Annotated in this window: 17 protein-coding genes; 5 read left to right on the top strand and 12 right to left on the bottom strand. The window is 57.1% G+C overall.

Annotation, left to right across the window (positions count from 1 at the left end):
* The first annotated feature begins 52 nt into the window (after positions 1–52).
* Positions 53–385: an AF1514 family protein gene (locus tag ACZ5K9_RS11335; protein ID WP_464271446.1), complete on the top strand. Its 333-nt coding sequence runs from the start codon at positions 53–55 to the stop codon at positions 383–385.
* A gap of 12 nt (positions 386–397) precedes the next feature.
* On the opposite strand, the gene ACZ5K9_RS11330 is transcribed toward ACZ5K9_RS11335, so the two are convergent.
* The 5 genes from ACZ5K9_RS11330 to ACZ5K9_RS11310 form a co-directional block, all read right to left on the bottom strand.
* The gene (locus ACZ5K9_RS11330) at positions 398–1,174 is read right to left on the bottom strand and encodes a S1 family peptidase (protein WP_464271445.1); all 777 of its coding nucleotides are present in this window, start codon (positions 1,172–1,174) and stop codon (positions 398–400) included.
* 113 nt (positions 1,175–1,287) lie between these two features.
* Positions 1,288–2,061, bottom strand: a complete 774-nt coding sequence (locus ACZ5K9_RS11325) for a histone deacetylase family protein (protein ID WP_464271444.1) — start codon at positions 2,059–2,061, stop codon at positions 1,288–1,290.
* Complete coding sequence (locus ACZ5K9_RS11320) at positions 2,027–3,004, bottom strand: sugar phosphate isomerase/epimerase family protein (RefSeq protein ID WP_464271443.1); 978 nt, start codon at positions 3,002–3,004, stop codon at positions 2,027–2,029. The genes ACZ5K9_RS11325 and ACZ5K9_RS11320 overlap by 35 nt, the downstream gene beginning before the upstream one ends.
* A gap of 2 nt (positions 3,005–3,006) precedes the next feature.
* Positions 3,007–3,807 (bottom strand): exodeoxyribonuclease III, encoded by an 801-nt coding sequence (xth, locus tag ACZ5K9_RS11315; protein WP_464271442.1) that lies wholly within the window; start codon positions 3,805–3,807, stop codon positions 3,007–3,009.
* Positions 3,808–3,830: 23 nt separating this feature from the next.
* Complete coding sequence (locus tag ACZ5K9_RS11310) at positions 3,831–5,732, bottom strand: ATP-dependent helicase (protein WP_464271441.1); 1,902 nt, start codon at positions 5,730–5,732, stop codon at positions 3,831–3,833.
* 180 nt (positions 5,733–5,912) lie between these two features.
* On the opposite strand from ACZ5K9_RS11310, the gene gatC reads away from it, so the two are divergent.
* The 3 genes from gatC (at position 5,913) to ACZ5K9_RS11295 (ending at position 9,911) form a co-directional block, all read left to right on the top strand.
* Positions 5,913–6,200 (top strand): Asp-tRNA(Asn)/Glu-tRNA(Gln) amidotransferase subunit GatC, encoded by a 288-nt coding sequence (gatC, locus tag ACZ5K9_RS11305; RefSeq protein WP_464271440.1) that lies wholly within the window; start codon positions 5,913–5,915, stop codon positions 6,198–6,200.
* A gap of 28 nt (positions 6,201–6,228) precedes the next feature.
* Entirely contained in the window at positions 6,229–7,689 is a 1,461-nt protein-coding gene (gene gatA, locus ACZ5K9_RS11300) for an Asp-tRNA(Asn)/Glu-tRNA(Gln) amidotransferase subunit GatA (protein WP_464271439.1), read from the top strand.
* 134 nt (positions 7,690–7,823) lie between these two features.
* Positions 7,824–9,911: a DUF342 domain-containing protein gene (locus ACZ5K9_RS11295; RefSeq protein WP_464271438.1), complete on the top strand. Its 2,088-nt coding sequence runs from the start codon at positions 7,824–7,826 to the stop codon at positions 9,909–9,911.
* Positions 9,912–10,305: 394 nt separating this feature from the next.
* On the opposite strand, the gene glgC is transcribed toward ACZ5K9_RS11295, so the two are convergent.
* Genes glgC through mfd form a run of 7 tightly spaced genes read right to left on the bottom strand, consistent with a single transcriptional unit; the run spans position 10,306 to position 19,256 of the window.
* A complete protein-coding gene (gene glgC, locus ACZ5K9_RS11290) occupies positions 10,306–11,583 on the bottom strand; it encodes a glucose-1-phosphate adenylyltransferase (RefSeq protein ID WP_464271437.1) in 1,278 nt (425 codons plus the stop codon).
* A 23-nt stretch (positions 11,584–11,606) separates the two neighbouring features.
* Positions 11,607–12,095 (bottom strand): peroxiredoxin family protein, encoded by a 489-nt coding sequence (locus ACZ5K9_RS11285; RefSeq protein WP_464271436.1) that lies wholly within the window; start codon positions 12,093–12,095, stop codon positions 11,607–11,609.
* A gap of 29 nt (positions 12,096–12,124) precedes the next feature.
* Positions 12,125–12,823, bottom strand: a complete 699-nt coding sequence (locus ACZ5K9_RS11280; RefSeq protein ID WP_464273965.1) for a cytochrome c biogenesis protein CcdA — start codon at positions 12,821–12,823, stop codon at positions 12,125–12,127.
* A 49-nt stretch (positions 12,824–12,872) separates the two neighbouring features.
* Positions 12,873–13,652 (bottom strand): DNA repair protein RecO, encoded by a 780-nt coding sequence (recO, locus tag ACZ5K9_RS11275; protein ID WP_464271435.1) that lies wholly within the window; start codon positions 13,650–13,652, stop codon positions 12,873–12,875.
* A 7-nt stretch (positions 13,653–13,659) separates the two neighbouring features.
* Complete coding sequence (locus ACZ5K9_RS11270; RefSeq protein ID WP_464271434.1) at positions 13,660–14,547, bottom strand: helix-turn-helix domain-containing protein; 888 nt, start codon at positions 14,545–14,547, stop codon at positions 13,660–13,662.
* Between the two features lie 48 nt (positions 14,548–14,595).
* Positions 14,596–15,588 (bottom strand): peptidylprolyl isomerase, encoded by a 993-nt coding sequence (locus tag ACZ5K9_RS11265; RefSeq protein WP_464271433.1) that lies wholly within the window; start codon positions 15,586–15,588, stop codon positions 14,596–14,598.
* The gene (mfd, locus tag ACZ5K9_RS11260) at positions 15,585–19,256 is read right to left on the bottom strand and encodes a transcription-repair coupling factor (RefSeq protein WP_464271432.1); all 3,672 of its coding nucleotides are present in this window, start codon (positions 19,254–19,256) and stop codon (positions 15,585–15,587) included. Before mfd ends, ACZ5K9_RS11265 begins: the two co-directional genes overlap by 4 nt.
* 223 nt (positions 19,257–19,479) lie before the next feature.
* Between mfd and selA the strand changes: the two genes are divergently transcribed.
* Positions 19,480–20,901 carry an L-seryl-tRNA(Sec) selenium transferase gene (selA, locus tag ACZ5K9_RS11255; protein WP_464271431.1) on the top strand — a complete coding sequence of 474 codons (1,422 nt, stop codon included), beginning with the start codon at positions 19,480–19,482 and terminating at the stop codon, positions 20,899–20,901.
* Positions 20,902–20,935 lie beyond the last annotated feature (34 nt).

Below are 20,935 nucleotides of genomic sequence, written 5' to 3'. Positions count from 1 at the left end.
CATGCCCTCCTCCATCGTTATGGAAAAGCGGTTAAGGAAAGGATCGTCTCCAATGACACGTCAAGACGCCAAAACCTGTATCCCCTTGGAAAGATCCATGTTGGATAACATTGTGGATGTGATCGAGCAGCCGGAACAACTCTCGTTTGAGGCTGCCCGCCGGCTCGCCGACCGCGAGGCTTTCAAACGCTCCCCAGATCCCATGTTGATCGCCTGGTACGACGGTCGGCGAGGTGCTTTTTCGCCCAACGTGGAATGCTGCGAGTCCCTCAAGCCGGCTTGGCTCGTGTACGCCCAGTCCCGTGGAGCTGACTGTACCGTGGTCATCAACGATCTGGAATACGTGTTCCTCTACCGACTCGCAGAGGCTGATCGGCCCTCGTGATCCCTTCGCGGTTCAAGGGGTAAGTCCGGCTTTTTTCATGAGGGTCACCGCGTGGATGATGGGGACGGCAAAACTGATCCCACTGGGGGCCTCAAGGGCTTTCTCTTTGCCTTGAGTCAGCAGGACCTTATTCACGATACCAAGAACACGTCCAGTATCGGGATCGAACAAGGGGCTTCCGCTGTTGCCTGGGTAGGCCGTGGCGTCGAGCTGATACACATCAAAGCTGTTCTTGAGCCGTTGCACCAGATCCGGGGTGAGATGCCCCCCGGACTTGACCGGGATCACCAATGGAGCGACGGCCGAAATGATCCCCCGGTGGGTCACGGGGTAGAGGCCCAGAACCATCCCTATGGGAAAACCCGTAAAGGCGATTTCTTGACCCGCCCTGGCCGTGGCCGTGTCCAACTTCAGGGGTGGGAGCGGATCCCGGTGGAAACGCAAGATCGCCATGTCGTGCTCTCGGTCCTGAGCGACTTCCTCCAGATCCGTCACCTCCACTTGGGAGCCTCGCCCCACGAAAGCCACAAAGGTTTCCCGTTGGGCCTTATCCAATTTTTCCGGCAGGACATGGGCATTGGTGAGGAGATGCCGCCCGTCGGCCACGGCAAATGCCGTGCCGAGAAAAACCGACGGGGGGCGCCGCAAGGGCTGGGAGGTCCCTACGGCGACAATGGACCGGGAGACCATATCAGCGACCTCGGGAAGTCCACCGAAGGTCTCGGTGCATGGCATCCCAATGACGAGCGCCATGAGTACCCATCGGCGCAGGGTTTTCATTGTCGACATCGCTCTGCCGCCTTTACCGTTAACGGTCGGAGGCGCATGGTCCGGGCGGGTCGATGGCCTTGTGCCATCACACGTCGGTGGCGTCGCAGTCTATGGCATCCTTTTCGCCCAGATCAGTCAGGATCATGCCGGGCGAGAAGCCCGAGCAGAAAGGCTCGGACGTTTTTCCCGAGCACGCTGTGATTATATCCTCCCTCAAGCACGGCAAAACACCCGATGTGGCGTCGCACACAGGTCTCCCGAATCATGGCCCCGATTCGATGGTAGTCCTCCGTCAAGAGCACCCCTCCCCAGTCCAGTTGGTGCGCGTCGAATCCCGCCGACACGCCGATAACATCCGCCTGCACTTCGGCCAGGTCCTTCTCCACCATGCGCAGGTATTCCTTTCGATCTTCCGTCTGGGGGTTGAGGATCGCCACATAGCCCTTCTCTCCCAAGGTGTTGACCGTCCCGTCCCCATAGTGCAGGTCGAAATCCAGCACATAGGCCGTTTGAATATGCCCGTAATGCTTGAGGTGTTCGATGGCAATGGCCATGTTGTTGAAATAGCAAAAGCCCCAGGAGTCGTCCGCCGAGGCGTGATGTCCCGGCGGACGCACCAAAGCAAAAGATGGTCTTTTCAGCCCCTCCAAGGCCGCCATCACCGCGCCGCCGGCCGCCAAAGACGCCACGCGATCCAATCCCTCCCGAATGACCTGTCGGATGTGTCGCTCGGTATGTACCCGTTGAATATCTTCCCAAGAGGCAGGGAGGACTTCATGAAACTCGCTGAAATCGGCAATAGCCTCGCGGATCGTTTCAATGCGTCCGGGCGCCGCAGCAGGGTCTTTCGTGTAGGGCTCCAAGAACAGATCATGGGTGAAGACGGGGATTCGATCCTCTTGCATGATGATCCTCCATGCCTTCAGCCGGTGCCATGATGAGCTTGCGAACAAAGTCTATCCCGTCCCGAAGATTTTGCTCACCCGTGCCCGGTTTGACCTCCACGATCACGGGGCAGCCTCGATCCCGAGCGACCTCCACCACAGGACCGAACAAGATCCGTCCTGATCCCGGCGGCAGATGGTCATTTGGTCCGTCGGCATCATGGAGATGGATGCCGCACAACCGTTGTTTCCACGTCTCCAGCATTTCCATCGGGTTTCCCCAGCCGAAAATCTCCATGAGGTGTCCGTGACCCGTATCATGCCAGTAGGCCAGAGGCGCACCCTCCAGTTCTTTAAAGATCACGGGATATTCTTCCGGACCCGGCATTTCGTGATAGTGGGCTCGGTTCTCCAGCCCCAAGGTGACATTGAGCCGCTCGGCTTCACGAGCGAGCCGATCCAGACTCCATAGAAGGGCGTGAAGGAACGGCGCGACCCGGGCGCGTCGTTCTTCCAGCTTGCGGTCCATGAGCGTCCTGAATTCCTTGCCGTCCGGCCCGGTAGCTTCCCATGACGTTATGAGGGCCGTCAGTTCAGGATCCATGACCACACGACCGCAATGCACCACCACGAGCCGGGCTCCCACATGGTCAGCGCGTTCCATGGTCCGAAGGGTCCATTGAACGGCCCGCAGACGCTCCTCCCGATCCAGGTGGCTTAAGAGGAACGGCTCCGCACAGATCCGATCCCAGGGCACAGGGGCTGGGACCGGACAAAAATTGTGAACACTCAACACCTGAAGCCCCGAGCCTCTAAGGGACGCCACAACTTGTTGAAATAACGGGGCCGGAAGGCGATAGTCCAGTTCCAGCCCATCCACGTTCATGGCTTTGCATCGCTCCACCAGCTCTCGACCGCTGGTCACTTGACCGGCTGCCCACGAGGTGGAAAGACCGACCACCATCCTCATGCCTCCCTCGAGATGCGTGACAAGTCAAAGCGGGCCACAAGAGGGGCATGATCGCTGGGTTTCGGCCTGGCGCGCATAGCGGTATCCACCAGACACTCTACACAAGCTGCCGCCATGGGTTCCGTCACCAACATGTGATCGAGACGCCACCCCAAATTGCGCTCGACGCTTTTGGGCAACCGGTAGTCCCAGAAGGTGAACTGTTTTTCCTCCGGATGCAGGCGGCGAAAGAGATCCACCAGGCCCCAATTCATGAGTTCGCGCAGTTTGGCCCGTTCCAACGGGTGAAACCCGACGTCCCCCTCTAGACGCTTCGGATCGAAAACATCGATGGGATCGGGGGCCACATTGATGTCCCCCGTCCACAGTACGGGGTCATACGGAGAAAACCGCTCGCGGATCCACCGACCTGCCTGATCCAAAAAATTCAGCTTGTACTCAAAAGCGGGATCGTCCGGGGAGCGACCCTGAGGCACGTACGAGTTGATGACCCAGACGCCACGAAGGCTCAGCGCGAGAAAACGCGCCTCCTTGTCCAACAAAGGATCCCCAGACTCCATGACCACGGACGCCGGACCGTCACGCGTCAGGACGGCCACACCGTTAAACGACTTTTCTCCCTTGACCACGCAGTGATATCCCATGGTCTCGAACGGCTCGCGCGGGAAAGCCTCATCCGGGCATTTGGTCTCCTGCAGGCACAAAACGTCGGGCTGCTGGTCGGCAACCCATTCAACAAGCTGGTCAAGCCGGGCCCGGACACCGTTGACATTGAAAGTCGCCGCTTTCCACAACATTATGACTCCTCGAACTCTAGGGTCTACCAGCTTCGGCGAACAATCCACTCTTCCGGCAGCTCCGCCAGAAAACGACTGGGGCGCACCAACTCCCCTTTGCGGGCCATGGCATGGGACACATAAAGCTGATGGGCAGCTCGGGTCATGGCCACATACAGGAGACGTCGCTCCTCCTCGAGGCCTTCCAGATTTTCCACCTCCATTCCCTGAGGCGCCGATCCCACCCCCTGCACGGAGCGCCAGTGGGGAAGCAGCCCCTCTTCCACACCGATGACGAACACCACCTGAAATTCGAGACCTTTGGCCGCATGAAACGTGGCCAAACGCACCCCATTTCCTGCATCCGCATCGTCTTGGTCTTCCCGGATGAGGGCACAGGACTCGAGGTAAGATTCCACATCCGCAGCCTGGCTCGCCGCATGGATCATCTGCTCGATGTTTTCCACCCGGGAAACAAAGTCCTCCTCCCCATCGCTCACCGCCCTTAGGTATTCTTCATAACGGCACTTTTCCACAACGGCACGGATGGCTTCATGGGGTTTGAGGCTGCGGATCTCTCGCAAGAGTTCCAGGAGATCCTCCACGACCGCAGCCACTTTTTTGCTCAACAAGCCGCGTTCCAGAGCCCGGCGGCACTTTTCCTGAAGAGGTGTACCGGATCCCCCCGTGGCCAGGATCTTTTTGAGCGTTGCAGCGCCCAATCCTCTTCGGGGCACGTTGAGAATCCGTTCAAAAGCCACGTCGTCCTTGGGGTTCAGAGCGCTCATGAGATAGGCGTGGATGTCTTGCACTTCGCGACGTTCGAAAAAACCCCGGCCCCCCATCATGGTGTAAGGAACACCTTTTTGGCGCATGGCTCTTTCCAAGACCATGGAACAAAATTTGGTGCGGTACAGGGCCGCCATATCCCGAAACGGAATGCCATCCGAGACATGCAGACGACGGCAGTGTTCCGCCACCCATTGCGCCTCTTGATCGTCGCTCAAAAAGCGTCGCACTTCCACGAGATTTCCATCTCGACGGCTGAAGCATTTCTTTTCGATCCGAGACGTATTCTTGGCGATGAGGGCTTCAGCCGCAGCGACGATCGGTCGTGTCGACCGAAAGTTTTCTTCGAGGCGCACAATCTTGGCGTGCGGATAATTCTTCGGGAAATGGATGAAAAAGGAAGGGTCAGCACCCCGGAACTGGTAAATGCTCTGGTAATCATCGCCTACAACCGTCAGATTTCCGTCCCGAAGCAACAAGTCCATGATCCGGCACTGGACGGCGTTGGAGTCTTGGAATTCGTCCACGAGCACGTAATCGAACAAGTCCTGGCACCGGCGCCGGACGGTTTCATTTTGAGTGAGAAGTTCCCGGGTTAATGCCAGAATATCGTCAAAATCCACGGCATTGTGTTGGGCCAAGATGCGGTTGTAGAGTTCGAAGACTTCCTGAACGCGTGGCAATCGCCCTGATGCGGCCAAGTAGCCGTAAGGATTGTCGCTGTTTTTGGCACGGGAAACCGCGGCCCGATAGGCGTTCAGGTAAGTAGGGTCAACGTCCAGCTCGGCCAGGGCTTTTTTCATGTCCACGCGCTGTTGGTGCTCGGAATGGATGCTCAAGGGGCGTGTGTAGCCCAAAAGCTCACAATGCTCCTTGAGGATCTGAAAGCAAGCACTGTGAAATGTGCGCACCCATGGAAAAGCGTGGACAGGTCGCCCTGTCATCGTTTCCAGGCGCCGTTTCATTTCTTCGGCAGCTTTGTTGGTAAAAGTGATGGCCAGAATCCGCTCCGGAGCAAAGCCTAACACTTTGACGAGGTAGGCAATCTTGGCGGTCAGGGTGCGTGTCTTGCCGCTTCCGGCACCCGCGGCGACGAGAACGGGACGGCCGATGAATTCCACGGCCTCCTTCTGCGATGGGGTGAGCCCGATGTCCATGGAACATCCTCTTGTGGTTTTTTCTTGAAAAGGTTTCCTCTAAAATCACGGCGGATCTTAGAGGCAACGGTCGTGGACTGCAAGCCATCCTTGTGAGCATTTCAATCTTTGTGGTAGGTTGTCCTCGGCCGGTGCTGCATAAGACCAGGCAGTAATAAGGATAGCCGAAAGGAGATGGTCGTGGAAAAGATCACGGTGGATGAGGTCCGCCATGTGGCGGAACTGGCAAGGTTGAGTCTGGATCCCCAGGAAGAACAGGCCATGACGCGGCATCTCAACATGATTTTGCAGTACATGGAGAAACTTAATGAAGTGGATACATCGAACGTTCCTCCAACCACCCACGCCATGGAACAAGAAAACGTGTTCCGCGACGACCACGTCCACGCCTCCTTGGATCGAGATCAGGCTTTGGCCAACGCTCCTCAAACCGACGGGGCAAATTTCATCGTTCCCAAGGTGATCTAAGTCTCGTGACCGAAAGGGAAATGTGGCTATGAGCTCCGTCATTTCCATGGGTATTCATGAACTCAGAGAAGCTCTCCTGGCACGGAATGTCAGCGTGAAGGAAGTGGTTCGAGCCTATCTCGAACGAATCGAAGAGCTGAACCCCCGGCTGAACTGCTTTTTGACTGTCATGGCTGATCAAGCTCTGCAGGACGCCGAGGACTACGACACGGGGCGAAAGGACCTGTCGGCGCTGCCTTTGGCAGGCATACCTCTTGCCGTCAAGGACGTCTTGTGCACCGAGGGGATCCGTACGACGTGCGGGTCGAAAATTCTGGACAATTTCTTTCCGCCCTATGATGCTACAGCTGTGGCACGGCTGAAATCCGCGGGAGCCATTCTCCTTGGCAAAACCAACATGGACGAGTTCGCCATGGGTTCATCCAATGAGAATTCGGCTTTCGGCCCCGTAAGAAATCCTTGGGATACAACCCGCGTCCCCGGGGGATCCAGCGGGGGATCCGCGGCCGCCGTGGCCGCTCACTTATGCGCCGCTGCATTAGGAACCGACACCGGCGGATCCATCCGGCAGCCGGCATCTTTCTGTGGCATTGTTGGACTCAAGCCCACCTACGGAAGGGTATCCCGCTATGGCCTTGTCGCTTTCGCCTCTTCTTTGGACCAGATCGGCCCCATGACCAAAAACGTCCGCGATGCGGCTTTGTTGCTTTCCGTCTTGGCCGGACACGATCCCAAAGACGCCACGTCCATCAATCAGCCCCCAGACGATTATCTTTCCAGCCTGGATGCACCCCTCCGTGGCCTTCGTATGGGATTGCCCAAGGAGTATTTCACCGAAGGTACGGATCCCGAGGTCGCGGTAGCCACGGAAAGGGCTTGCCGGATTTTTAAAGATCTGGGAGCGGAACTCGTCCAAGTCTCCCTACCCCATACGGACTACGGAGTTGCCGCTTATTACATCATCGCGCCGGCGGAAGCCAGTTCCAATCTAGCCCGGTATGACGGGGTGAAATATGGGTACCGGTTCCCAGAAGCCCGGGATCTCATGAGCATGTACAAGGAGTCCCGCAGCCGAGGCTTCGGCGCCGAAGTGAAAAGGAGGATTATGCTGGGCACGTATTGTCTTTCCGCCGGATATTACGATGCTTATTACCGTAAGGCGTCGCAAGTGCGCACGTTGATCCGCCGAGATTTTGTCACTGCCTTCCAGAAGTGTGACGTGATCCTCGCCCCTGTCTCCCCGACGGCAGCCTTCCCCATCGGTGAAAAAACCGAAAATCCCCTGCAGATGTACCTCAATGACGTTTTCACTTTGCCGGCAAGCCTGGCCGGTATTCCGGGCCTTTCCCTCCCGTGCGGATTGACGACCCAGGGGCTTCCCATAGGTATCCAAATCCTGGGCCCGCATTTGGGCGAAGCCGTCGTCTTGAGAGCCGGCTATCATTTTGAACAGGCAACAAAAGCAGAAAATCGTACGCCACCGTTGTGACCACACTCCGTCTGCGGCATCAGGGTAGCTCCTTTCACGGGGGGGTGTGTCAATGTCTTGACGAATGAGTGACGATTCTGTAACTTGCGAAATTACTCCGCCATGACGTCGCAACCCACACAGAGAGCCTTGCCATGGCCCAAGAGGAGAGATCGCCAAAGACGAATCCTCAGCTCGTTTTCGGCAAGCTGGTCGTCAAGTACGGGTTTGCGACGACGGAAGTCGTTCGTCAGGCATTGGAAAGCCAAAAGGCGCAGGCGCTCATCGGCAAGAAGAAACCCCTCGGAGAAATTCTTGTGGAAATGGGCGCCATCAGCCCGTCCCAAATGAAAGCTGTTTTGAGACTCCAGAAGTTTTTCCTGAATCGGGAGCAGGAAAAACCTTTGTTGGAATATGCGGTGACCAAAGGGTATCTCCTGCCTCGGGATGAGAAGCGCGTTCTCGCCCGGCAGACGGAGCTCTTTAAGCTGGAAAAAAAAGTCTATCCCATCGAACAGATTCTTTATGAAGAAAATATCCTCGACGACAGCGCGATCCAGGCTCTAAAGGATGCGTTTTCCGAAGAACGCACGCCACAGCCCGAACATAAAAGGCCCGTGTGCGCGCAGCCGGAACCACAGACTCGGCCAGATTCTTCGGTTCCCCCAGAACGTCTTAGTGTCCTCGAGGAAATCTTCGACATCACGGTGTCCTCGGACCGCCTCTTGGCCTCCCTCGTGTGGTCTCAAAGGCCTCCCCGGGATCTCACCGTTCAAGAACTGGAAGCCTTCCTGAGCCGGCGTGGCCTCTGCGGGGTTTTCCCGGCTTCCGAGCTCCTCACTCAAATAACTTCGCAACGTACGGTCAAGGGCGCCCTCGTGGTCGCCCGGGGTCGGCCTCCGGTGCCGGGGCGGGATGCTTCCATCCACTACCATTTTGATGCGGACCCTCTCAAAATCGGCCGTATCAAGAAGGGAGGTTCCATTGATTTCCGTGACCGCGGGGAAATCCCACTGGTTCGGGAAGGAGATCTCTTGGCGGAAAAAATCCCCCCAAAACCCGGAAGCCCAGGGATAGACGTCTTCGGCCTCCCGATCGATCCCCCGAAACCTGCGGACCTTATCCTGCGTTGCGGCCGAGGGGCCGTCCGATCCGATGACGGCCGCCAAGTCATCGCCATACGCGCCGGACGCCCCCAAATCAGCGCCGATGGAAAAATCAGCGTCCAGTCGGAGTTGGAAATCCACGGCGACGTGGACCTGAAGACGGGTCATGTGATTTTTGATGGGGACGTGAAGATCAGCGGTGCCATCACGGCGGGTTTCCGCGTGAAGGCGGTGACGGTATCCGCTTCTGAAATCTACGGGGGAGAGATCCAAGCTGAGGGCGACGTGGTAATCATGGGCGGCGTCATCAGCGCTTCAATCCACACTCAAGGCCACGTCAAGGCAAAGCATCTCGCGGGAAGCACGGTGCAGGCCAGCGGTGATGTGGCTGTGTCCACCAGCATCGTGGACAGCACCATCGAGACGTCAGGATCCCTCCTTGCTCCGACGGCATCGGTATTATCGTCCAACATCACGGCAGCCAATAAAATCCACGTCCTCCACGTGGGCTCCGAGAAATCCAGGGCGTGTCGACTCATCGTCGGGGAAGACCCGGTCCTGAAAAGAAAATTGAGTCTGCTTCGAGAACGTATGCAGCGTCTTAAAGATTGGTCTCAACGGTTAAAAAACGCCGAGATTCGGCAGCGTAAAGCCCTCAGCGCTCTCGAATTGGCCGTTGGGAAGAAGGTGCAGTTTCAGGACAAAACGCTTTCAAAGATTCGAAAGCTCGAAGAACAAGAAGCCAAAGATTCAGAGAAAGCCGCTATTCTCGCTCAGATTGAAACCCTCCGGAAGGAGGTTACCGAAGCGGATCAGGAGGTTGAGAGGCTTTTTCGGGCTCAGGATGCCGTCAAGGCCTCCTTGCTCCGGCTGGTCGAGCGTCGGACCCAGTGCGCTCGAGATCTGGCGGATCTGGAAGAAGAGGTGCGGGGTCTGCTCCAATGGTCCAAGATGAAGCAGGACCGACCAGAGGTTGTGGTCCGTGGGGTCATTGCCCCAGGGACGATTGTCATAGGAACCGAATCGTCCTGGAAAGCCGTAGAACAATTGCAGGCGGTGCGTATCGTGGAAAAATCCGTGGAAGATCCGCACACGGGCCTCTGGAAAAAGAAGATCATCCTCTCCGGTCTTTCCTGACGCACTCCGAACGTTTTTCGCTACCTCATCAGGTTCCGAGAGTCCGGCCGTTCCTCCGGCAATCCTTTCTCGAAAGCCCCGGACAACTCGGGGGACTATGATAAGATCGCCCGGACGCGGACTCCTTCCAGGGGCTCTTTCGTTCTGTTGGGCACCATCGCCCGCCGATTTTGCGATGCAGAACCCATGACCGCACCCGCGAAGAAAAGGGGAGGACGGCCTTCCCTTAAAGTCCCTGGACGTCGGCACCACCGTCTCATCCCATCATGAAGGAGCATTACCTCGAGTATGCTCGTGATCCTGAAAACAACGACAATCAAAACCTGACTGGGAAAGAAGCGCCTTCAACGGGATGGAGCCTCATCTCGTTCGAGTCTTATCTCCAGCCTTTCGATCAGGAGCGAGGGAAGGCCCCTCGTGGCACCACCGTAATACCCCGTGGAGTGACCACAAAGCGAGAGCGATCTTCCTGAGGGGAGACACCGATTTCCGTGTAAGGAGGAATCACGTTGTCCTTGTCAATGATGGCTTTCTTGATACGGCAGTGGTGACCGATTTCCACATTGTCCATGATCACCGATTCGTCCACCTCGGCATCTCTATTGACGATCACGTTATAGGACAAGACAGAATGTCGGACAATGCCGCCGCTGATCAGACATCCATGGGGAACCACGGAATCCCTTGCCGTGCCGGCGCGCTGAGAACCCGGTTCTCCGCCGGAAACCACAAACTTGGCAGGGGGCACTTGGCGCTGTAGACCTCTCATGGGCCATCGGCGGCCGTAAAGGTTGAAGAATGGTCTTAAGCCTGTGAGATCCATGTTGGCGTTCCAGTAGGCATCCAAACTGCCCACGTCGCGCCAGTAGCTGGAATCCCGGGTCGGATATTGCGTCTTGAAGTGGTACCCGACTTCGGGGTCATACACGGGCACGTCATCTTCAATGATATTGTAGCGTCTGTAAGGATAGGCGTAGACCTTACCCTCCCGCACCAGCCTCGGGATGACGTCCCTCCCGAAATCTTCGTCCTCACTTTCCTTAAGCGCCCGAAGGAGCACGTCTCGCTTAAAGATGTAAATTCCCATGGACGCCAAGCTCCGGGAAGGATCATCCGGCATCCCCTTCGGGTCCTTGGGTTTTTCTTCAAACCCGCAAATGCGATACTCCGCGTCCACTTCAGCGATGCCGAATGAGGAGGCCGTCGAGCGGTCCACTTCCAGAAGGCTCACCGTGACATCGGCATCCTTTTCTTCATGGAAACGACGAAACAGATGATAATCCATCTTATAGACGTGATCCCCTGAGAGAATGAGGACGTGACGGGGCCGCTCCCTTTCGATGAGGTAGAGATTTTGTCGCACCGAGTCGGCGGTTCCCCGGTACCAATCCTCTCCCAGTCGCTGTTGCGGTGCCACAATCCGAAGATAGTGGCCGAGAGCTCCCGAGAAAATGTTCCAGCCATCTTCCAGGTGGTCCACAAGGGATTGGGATTTGTATTGGGTGAACACCAAGATTTTATACAACTGCGAATTCACGCAGTTGCTCAAAGGAATGTCAATCAATCGATAGATGCCGCCGAAGGGCACAGCCGGTTTGCAGCGGTCCCGTGTCAGTGGCATCAGTCGTTCACCACGGCCCCCTGCCATAATGATGGTAAGGACATCTTTCATGAAGAGCTTCCTCGAAGAGGGTATCAGTTCAGTAAACGCCGAATGTCTGAAGGCAGTTGATGGTCACGATAGACGATTGTGCCGTCTCTGTCCACCACCACGAAAAGTGGAATCCCCCGAACTTCAAACGCTTTCGTGGCGACGCCCTCGGCGTCGTAAAGGACTTTGTAAGGCACGGGGTGAGCGCTCTGATAACGTTGGACGCGCTCGAAAGAGTCTCCCGATCCCACGTTGACGGCCAAAATCTCCAGTTGATCTTCACGGACCCTCTGGCGCAGTTTGGAAACCTCCGGCTTAACGGCCTGACACGAAGGACACCAAATCGCCCAAAAGTACAAAAGCACAGGTTTTTTCCCGCGATAGTCACTCAGGCGCACCTGTTGCCCGTCCGTGCTTGGCAGTTCAAAGTCTTTCGCGACACCAGATCCCCCGCTGGTCACCAACCCCATGATCCTATCGACCATGGACTGGCCGGCCGCCGCAACCGGACTCCACAAAAAAATTGCCATCATGATCGCAATGACTCGACGTTTCCAAGTTTTCACACCCACATTTCTCCTGCTTTGATGAAAAAGTACTCCGCAGCCCCAATCATGACCACCGCGAAAAACCGCTGGAACCTCCGCATCCACAGCCCAGACCGCGGAAGTGAAGCCAAGAGTCCCGTAAAGGTTCCCACGAGGATGATTAAAGCCCCCATCCCGTAAGCAAAAGCAAAAAGCATCAATGCGCCCCAAAAGATGTTTTGTCCGGTGGCCACCAATGTCAATAAGCCTCCAAGCACCGGTGTCGTGCACGGCCCCACCACCAAGGCTGAGGCGCTCCCGAAAAGGAAGCTCGAGACCGCATCCTGGCCGGGAATCTGTGGGATCTGAAGCCGATTGAGGAAGGTCGGAGAAGGCGTGGGAATCACCTCAAGCATCATCAGAGCAAACATCAGGCACAGGTTGCCGACGGCCAAGTATACCCACGGATTCATGGTCAATGATCCAAAAAGCCGTCCTGTAAGAGCGGCAATCAACCCTAGGGCCGAATACACCAAAGCCATACCCGTGACGTAGACGCTGGAGAGAAAAAAACCCTTGATCCGACGCCCCTGCGCGCGGCTTCCGATAAATGCGACGGTGATGGGGATCATCGGGTACGTGCACGGGGTGAAACCGGCCAAGACCCCACCCACAAAAGCCAAAACGACACCCAACCATGGAGTGCCTACGGCTATCGTCTCGAAATGACGCATCCATTCCACGGATGTCCACTCCTTCGCATCACTGCCGCATCTCTGAGACTCACTGTCGAAACTCCTCGGTCGACCGATCCATAAGGAAATCGCTTTCCAACAACCGCCGACTTTTCAAACGCCGACCCGTCTGGTCTTCCACCCACGCGCTGACGGCCTTGATCAGACTGGATGCCGTCGTCTTTCGTAACCGATACCGCCACATTCTTTCCGCAGGGGAATCAAGCATCGCCTGAAGCAGCGCGGCGGATCCCCTGTCCAAATGGACGGCATGCCCGTCTCGGACGCCATGGGCGCCGCAGGTAAACCGCCCCATAGTCAGGGATAACCTCCAAGTGGCACTGTCGGCGATCTTCCGGCCGCACTCAGCGCACCCCGCCAACGACGGAAGCACACCCAGGAGGCGCAGACCACGGACGAGAAACAGGGTCGCCACATTGGTAGGATCTCTATCGGATTCCAAGCGTTCCAAGGTGCGACGCAAAAGCTCATAAAAAGGCGGGTTCGGAAGGTTTTCGGGGTTCAGGTGAAGGGTTGTTTCCACCACAAATCCCGCATAGGCCCAACGGAGAGGATCCGAACGTAACGCCAGGTGTCCGTTCAACAGGCGGCAGGATTCCACCCACGCCAACTCCGCCCGGCGTCGTAGGCTCACCAGAACGACACTGTTGGGTTCAAATGCATGAACGAAGCGCTTCTGGCTGCGCCGCGCCCCCTTGGCCAAGGCTCGCACCAGTCCCCACGTGGGACTGAAAAAAGTGATGATACGGTCTGATTCACCATGGTCCTGGGCACGCAGGACCACCGCTTCCGACTCGATAAGGGTCATGAGGGCTTCAGGGATTTTCAAAATAACGGGGATCGGGAAGTTTCACCCTGAGGACCTCCCCTCTTTTCCCTAACGGTTTCATGGGCTTCCCATCCCACGAAACGCGGATCCCGCCGGCGTTTCCCGTCCATAACTGGACAGATCGAGAAAGGCTCCATTGGGCGCTTTCTCCCGGCTTGAGGATACGATTTTGCGGTTTTGCGTCATCCACCTGCACCTGAATCCATGACTCTTCGTCGGCCACGATGTGCAAGGTATGGGTGGTGGCGGGTGGCGTCTCAGGACTGCCTTCGGGAGGAAGACTCGAAGAACTCGATGCCCCCGACTCCATAACAGCTGTTGGAGTCTCACCAACCGGCAAAACAGGAGGTTGTGCGACCTCCTCCCCGGTGGAACCGGTGTTCGGCTCGTCCTCCCCCTTCTTCACCACGAGATCCCCCGGGAGTTCCTGCTGCGGATAGACGGATTCACGGCTTGTCTGTGTCATCGCCGCTCTTTTCATTTGATATTTGGGCCACCATACGGCCCATACCCCCGCGACGGTCACGCCGAAAGCCAAAACGAGGAAGAATACGAGGAAGGCTCCGCCTTTCTTAGGTGCGCCTTTCATCCACGATTGAAAGCGTTTCAGGCGTTCCCCTTCGTTGTCGTAACGTCGGATCTCGGTCTCGTATTCTTCCAATATCGGCTGGGGATCCACGCCTAAGGCTTGGCAATAAACCTTGAGAAATCCTCGGATAAGCAAAGGTGTCCCAATGATCTCGTACTCTCCCGATTCCACGGCTTGCAGCATGCGCACACTGATCCGTGTGTGCCGGGAAAGCTCCTCGAGGCTGATCTGCTGCCGTTTGCGCTCAGTCGCGAGAAAAGCCCCGATGTCTTTCAAAGCGTCCATAGGATTCCTCTCTTGTCGCATTTCGGAAGGCTTTGCGTGCTTCTCCCGTTAGGAGCCCGACGCCGGGGGATCCAAATGGATCTGGATAAAAGACTTGGTCTCCAAATCCCGAATCCATTGGTCGTACTTCTTGTTCACTTCCAACTGAAACAGCTCCCGCCGGACTTTTTCTTTAAGCTTTTCGTCCACGGCACCGGGAGCGGGCCGCTTCACATCCACGAGCTTTACCACATAGAATCCGTTGGCCGATTCCAAGACTTCACTGACCTGCCCCGGCTGCAAATCCCGCGTCGCTTGTTCCAAACCCGGGGTCATATCCTTCGCTTTAATCGTGCCGATGTCCCCACCATGCTCAGCCCCGGGACCTTGAGAGTACGCGCGGGCCAAGTCGGCAAAGCTTTCGCCCTTCCGGATGCGGTTGAGAATGTCCTGGGCTTTCAACCGCACCGCTTGTCGAGCTTCGGGCGCCGACGGGGCCGACAGAAAAATGACCGCCAAATGCCGCTCTTCGTCAGGGCTGCGCACCTGGCGCCTCAGGGCATCGTGAACCTGTTCGTCGGTGATCACGGTCTTTGACTTCAAAACCCTCTCAATCAGCCGAGCTCTCTCCATGTCCTGGCGGATCGTTTTCTTGAAATCTTCCAGACTGCGACCCTCCTCACGAAGCATGGCCTCCAGCTGCTGGCGGTTCACGTTATTTGACTTTTGAATGCTCTCGAGGGCCTCCTCCACCTCCGAGTCACTCACGGTAATTTTAAGCCGTGCCACTTCTTGCGCGGCCAATTTCTCGTGAATCATCTGGCGCAAGATTTCCTTGCGCAACGATTCCACGGGGCCCAGAGGGGGTGCCTCCCGGAGCTGGCCCGCAGCTTTGACCACACCTTCCACGCGGCGCTGAAGCTCACTGTTCAGGATCACATCATCGTTCACCACGGCCACAATCCAATCCGCCGTCTTTGGATGGACCGCCCCTGGAACCATGAGCATCACACACACCGCCGCTGAACCAGCCGCCAACGCTCCCCAAATCCCCCTTTTCATCGCGCCTCGCGTCCTTTCTGTCCAGAGGAGCCCCCGTCGCTTCGCATGACCGAGCTCTGCGTCATGGAAGGGTGAGGGGAAACTAACCTATTGAATTGACTAAGGTCTCTAACATGATCCACAAGCGCTTGCAAGATCCTTTTCAGCCGGACCAACGCAGCCAGGTTGGACCGCGCCTCCAAGTCCACCACCATCTTGCGTTCCCCCGGCATGCTGACGGTGCATTTGGCGTCGCTCAGAGACTCCAGATCCAAGGACACAGGAAAGGGTTCGGCAAAGGTGCAGGTAAAGGTCATTGCTGTGCCTTCAAGTCGGGTGATCCGCAGCGCCTTGAGCAGGAGTCGCAATCTGGCAAGCACGAGAAGGGCCTTCGCTTCGTCGGGCAAGGGGCCGAATCGGTCACGCCATTCCTTGGCGATGTCGTCGATTTCCTGCTGACTCTTAGCTCCGGACAAGCGCTTGTAGGCCACGAGCCGTTGATCGGGAATGGGCATGAAACTATTTGGGACATAGGCGGCGATGGGAACGGCGATCTCAGGATCCGGAAACTCTTCTTCCGGAGCCTCCCCTTTCATCTTCCGCACCGTTTCCTCCAGCAGCTCCAAATAGAGCTCGTAGCCGACGGAGGCGATGTGCCCCGACTGGGCGGAACCTAAAATAGTCCCTCCGCCCCGGATCTGCAGGTCGTTCAAGGCGATCTTGAATCCCGACCCCAGTTCGCTGAAGTCCATGAGGGCCCGAAGTCTCTTTTGGGCATCCCGGGTCACGAGATGCTCCCCCGGAATGAGCAGGTAGGCGTAAGCCTGTTCGGCAGACCGCCCGACCCGGCCCCGAAGTTGGTAAATTTGGGCCAGTCCCATCTTGTCCGCCCGGTTGATCAGTATGGTGTTCGCGGCGGGAATATCCAAACCGGATTCAATGATGGTCGTACACACCAGCACGTCCACCTTTCTGTGGACGAAATCCCTCATGATTTTTTCCAACTCGCGTTCTTTCATCTGGCCGTGGGCCACGGCGATCCTGGCTTCGGGCACCAGGGTTCGGATCTTGTCGGCCATGCGTAAAATGGTCTGAACATGGTTGTGCACAAAAAAGACCTGCCCGCCACGGTGGAGCTCCCTCGTGATGGCTTCGCGGATGGTCAGTTCGTCGAAGGGGCAGACCACCGTTTCGACGGCTTTCCGATCTTGGGGAGCCGTCTCGATTGTGCTCAGATCTCGGATGCCCGTCAGGGCCATATGGAGCGTTCGCGGGATCGGTGTCGCCGTGAGCGTCAAGACGTCGACGGCGACTCGGAGTTCTTTAATCCGCTCCTTGTGCTTCACCCCGAACCGTTGTTCCTCGTCGATGATGAGCAGTCCCAAGTCCTTGAAGACCACATCCTTTTGCAGAAGCCGATGTGTGCCGATAATAATGTCCAGACCTCCGGAGCGGAGTGCCTCCAAAATGCGTTTCTGCTCAGCCGCTGTGCGAAATCGGCTGAGCACATCCACGGTGATGGGAAAATCCTTCAACCTTTCTCGAAACGTGGCATAGTGCTGCTCGGCCAGAACGGTTGTCGGCGTGAGCATGGCCACTTGTTTGCCGTCCATAGCCGCTTTAAAAGCTGCCCGCAAGGCGACTTCCGTCTTGCCGTAGCCGACGTCCCCGCACACAAGCCGGTCCATCGGCCGCGGGGAGCACATGTCCTGCAAGACATCTTCGATAGCGCGCATTTGATCGGGCGTTTCGTCGAATGGAAACGTGGCTTCAAACTCCCGGTAAACACTGTCCGGCGGGCTGAAGACCGTGCCCTCCCGAACTTGACGAAGCGCGTATATCCTGAGCAATTCTTCGGCCACCCGCTCGGCGGATTCACGGGCTTTTTTCTTGGCGGTTTCCCATGACCGACCTCCCAACTTGTCCACGCGCACTTCGGCGCCTTCAAACGCCAAGTACTTCTGGACCTTGTGGAGCTTGTCCACCGGGACGTAAAGCCGATCCCCATCCTGATACTCGAGATGGAGGAAATCGCTCTCCAGGGGGCCCACCGTCAAGTGCACCAGTCCACGGTATATGCCGATCCCATGGTCCACATGGACCACAAAGTCTCCTTCATGCAGGTCCTCGAAAGAACTGAGAAATAACCCTGCAAGACTCTTCTTGGTCCGAGACCGGGCGCGACGTCTCCCGAAAAGTTCCGTCTCCGAGATAACCGCCAGATTTTCAGCAGGCCACACAAATCCGGATCTCATCGGCCCAACGGCAAGAAACAACTCCCGCGCCTCAGGTTTGGGAAGGGTAAGCAGGTCTCGACCCCGGACCGTGCCTGTCGCCTCCATCCCGTAATGACTAAGAAGCTCCTTGAGCCTTTTGGATTGCTCGGGACTGTCACTGACGATCACCGCGTTGAGGCCTTCCTCTTGCCATGAGCGGATGTGTTGCACCACAGGCTCCAGGAGTCTCTCCCTCTTGGGATGGGACTTCAAGGCCAGGCCCAAGTCGCTTTGGGTACGCACGCCCACGTCGCAGTGGACAGCTGCGGCGTGCCGGTCGGATAAGGCATTGACCCAGACATTTTGAAAGGCCCACGCGGAGGCGTCCACGGATTCCGGCGCCAGAAAAAGCTCTTCCACGGGGCGCCGCCACGCCTCGTCGCCCTCCCTACGTCCCCATTCCCACAGGATGCGGCCGTAAGCTTCATGCAGTTCTCTTTTAACCTCCACGAAATCGGCCCAAACCACGATGGCCTCTTGGGGCAAATAATCGAAAAACGTCGAGAGATTCTCATAAAAAACCGAAAGGACGGATTCGAACGCCGCGGGCTGATGCCCCGTTTCCAGCCTTTCGAGCCACAAGTTCCCTTGCGATGGACTCATCCGCCCCAAATGCACGTCTTCCATGACCAGACGCCGGGCTCGCTCACGAGCCTTGTCATGGAAAATGATTTCACTGGCCGGACACAGGACCACTTCCTCAAGCAAGGCGAGAGAACGTTGGGTCCCGGGGTGGAACAAACGGATGGATTCCAAAACATCCCCTGAAAATTCCAGACGCACCGGCCACGAATACAAAGGAACATACACGTCCAAAACGCCCCCACGGCGGCTGAAATCGCCGTACTCCTCCACCAAGGCAGCCGGGTAATAGCCGCCGGCCACCAAACGGCGCACCAGAGCATCCACATCCACCGCCTCGCCCACGACGCGGTACTCGCTGCTCTCCTGGAGCTCTTGAGGTGGAATGACCTTCTCCATGACCGCCGCGGCCGACGTCACCACTATGGGCGCCTCGACAAGATTTTTCAGGCTCCACAGAGTGCTCAACCGTTGTGCCGTATACTCCATTTTCCCCAGCACCTGAGCCTGATGGCCGAAACGCGACGGGAACACATGCAGCCTCCGGCTCAGGGGGTCCGGTGTCCGCGGGGGCTCTTGGTAGAAGCGGATTTCTTCGGCCAAGGACCCCGCTTCGCGGTCAGAAACGGTGACCACGATCACCGGCCTTTTCCACTTTTGGAGGAGATGCGCCGCCCACAAAGCCAGGGCCGAAGGCGGCATGCGGGAGAGAGAAAGGGGACCGGAGCTTGTCCGAAGGAGATCCATCAGCTGCGAGGCGGAATAGGAAATATCGGACCGAAAAACTCTTTCGTGCTCTTTTTCCATGGGTTGGGAATAGTTGGAGTTCAATGCTTATTTTCACCTCCACCGCTTTTTGTCCCAGGATAATCCCGAACCGTCCGGGCGTAAAGACGAAGCCTGACCCGCCCGCTTTTAAACCGTAAGGATCGCAAAATAGTTCCACACACAGGAGGTTTCCACGAGAGAATTTCTCTCCGTCGGGAGATCGGCTATAATTTTTGTTCTTTCGGGTATCTTGACCCGAGTCACACCATGGACCTGGAGAGGGACAATGCTGAACAATGAAATCACCATTCAAGATCGACTCAGGAGACTTCCCAGCGTCGATGAACTACTTCGACACGAGATCACGCAAAGCTTGCTCTCACACATGCCCAGAAAGATCGTGGTAGACGGCGTGCGCGAGGTGCTGGAAAGCGTCAGGCACCACATCTTGTCCCACCCGGACGACACGTCCGCTGTCGTTCCCAGCGTCGAGGACCTTGCAAACCGCACCGCGGTCTTGTGCGCCCAAAAGAACGCGTTTACCCTTCAACCGGTCGTGAACGCCTCAGGCATCGTGGTGCATACCAATCTCGGGCGCTCCTTATTGGCGGAAGAGGCGGTCGAGAGGTTGCAAGTGGTATGCCGAAGCTATTCCAATCTGGAATACGATCTTGTCCACGGCCGGCGAGGCTCACGATATGTGCATGCGGAAGCCATCCTCAAGGAAATCACCGGCGCCGAAGCCGCCCTGGTGGTCAACAACAACGCCGCCGCGGTGTTTTTGGTTCTGAACACCCTCGCCAAGGACCACGAGGTGATCGTCTCTCGAGGCCAGCTGGTGGAAATCGGGGGGTCCTTCCGTATTCCCGACGTCATGGCCGCCAGCGGCGCCGTGCTTCGAGAAGTTGGTTGCACCAATCGAACGCACCTGCGGGACTACGAAAACGCCATTAGTGAGCGCACCCGGCTTTTGATGAAAGTCCACTGCAGCAACTACCGTGTCGTAGGATTTACGGCCGAAGTCTCCTTAGAAGATATGGTCCGGCTCGCCCGCCGCTACAATCTTTTGGTTGCGGAAGATCTTGGAAGCGGCTCCCTGGTGGACGTCTCCCCATATGGGCTGCCTCGTGAACCCACCGCCCAGGAAGCGCTGCGAGCCGGAGTGGACGTGGTGACCTTTAGCGGGGACAAATTGCTCGGCGGTCCACAGGCGGGAATCATTCTCGGCCGCAAGGAGATCATCGCCCAATGCAAGAAAAACCCTCTCACCCGGGCTCTGCGGGTCGATAAGATGACTTTGGCCGCTTTGGAAGCCACGCTGCGCTTATACCGAGACGAGCCCACAGCGTGGCGCCGCATTCCCACACTGGAAATGATCGCCAGGCCTCTGGATACCTTGAAAGAGGCGGCGCATCGCCTGGCACTGGAAATCCAAAAGAACTTCAACGGCACCTCTGTGAATGTTGAAGTGCTGGAGAGTGTCTCCCAAGTCGGCGGAGGCGCTTTGCCGGAAAGGAATCTTCCGACCTTCGTCGTGGCCGTCTCCTCGAAGCAATGGAGTGCCGCTCGGCTGGAACAGTCCCTCAGAGCCAACAACCCGCCCATCATCGGCCGCATTGAATCGGATCGGTTCCTCATGGACATGCGGACCCTCCGAGAAGGAGATGCCGAAATCATCGTCCAGGCGTTTGCTCGATTATCCGCATGAGGAATGGCTATGGCCAAACACTGTGGGGCACCGT

The organism is Desulfosoma profundi (assembly GCF_055387865.1).
This window is presented reverse-complemented; position numbering and strand designations above follow the sequence as displayed.

Excerpts from the sequence above, each read along its gene's own strand:
- glgC (WP_464271437.1), bottom strand. The coding sequence starts at position 11,583 with ATGAAAGATGTCCTTACCATCATTATGGCAGGGGGCCGTGGTGAACGA.
- recO (WP_464271435.1), bottom strand. The coding sequence starts at position 13,652 with ATGACCCTTATCGAGTCGGAAGCGGTGGTCCTGCGTGCCCAGGACCAT.
- ACZ5K9_RS11265 (WP_464271433.1), bottom strand. The coding sequence starts at position 15,588 with ATGAAAAGGGGGATTTGGGGAGCGTTGGCGGCTGGTTCAGCGGCGGTG.
- ACZ5K9_RS11280 (WP_464273965.1), bottom strand. The coding sequence starts at position 12,823 with ATGCGTCATTTCGAGACGATAGCCGTAGGCACTCCATGGTTGGGTGTC.
- xth (WP_464271442.1), bottom strand. The coding sequence starts at position 3,807 with ATGTTGTGGAAAGCGGCGACTTTCAATGTCAACGGTGTCCGGGCCCGG.
- ACZ5K9_RS11285 (WP_464271436.1), bottom strand. The coding sequence starts at position 12,095 with ATGATGGCAATTTTTTTGTGGAGTCCGGTTGCGGCGGCCGGCCAGTCC.
- selA (WP_464271431.1), top strand. The coding sequence starts at position 19,480 with ATGCTGAACAATGAAATCACCATTCAAGATCGACTCAGGAGACTTCCC.
- gatA (WP_464271439.1), top strand. The coding sequence starts at position 6,229 with ATGAGCTCCGTCATTTCCATGGGTATTCATGAACTCAGAGAAGCTCTC.
- ACZ5K9_RS11295 (WP_464271438.1), top strand. The coding sequence starts at position 7,824 with ATGGCCCAAGAGGAGAGATCGCCAAAGACGAATCCTCAGCTCGTTTTC.
- ACZ5K9_RS11325 (WP_464271444.1), bottom strand. The coding sequence starts at position 2,061 with ATGCAAGAGGATCGAATCCCCGTCTTCACCCATGATCTGTTCTTGGAG.
- ACZ5K9_RS11320 (WP_464271443.1), bottom strand. The coding sequence starts at position 3,004 with ATGGTGGTCGGTCTTTCCACCTCGTGGGCAGCCGGTCAAGTGACCAGC.
- ACZ5K9_RS11310 (WP_464271441.1), bottom strand. The coding sequence starts at position 5,732 with ATGGACATCGGGCTCACCCCATCGCAGAAGGAGGCCGTGGAATTCATC.
- ACZ5K9_RS11335 (WP_464271446.1), top strand. The coding sequence starts at position 53 with ATGACACGTCAAGACGCCAAAACCTGTATCCCCTTGGAAAGATCCATG.
- ACZ5K9_RS11330 (WP_464271445.1), bottom strand. The coding sequence starts at position 1,174 with ATGTCGACAATGAAAACCCTGCGCCGATGGGTACTCATGGCGCTCGTC.
- ACZ5K9_RS11270 (WP_464271434.1), bottom strand. The coding sequence starts at position 14,547 with ATGGACGCTTTGAAAGACATCGGGGCTTTTCTCGCGACTGAGCGCAAA.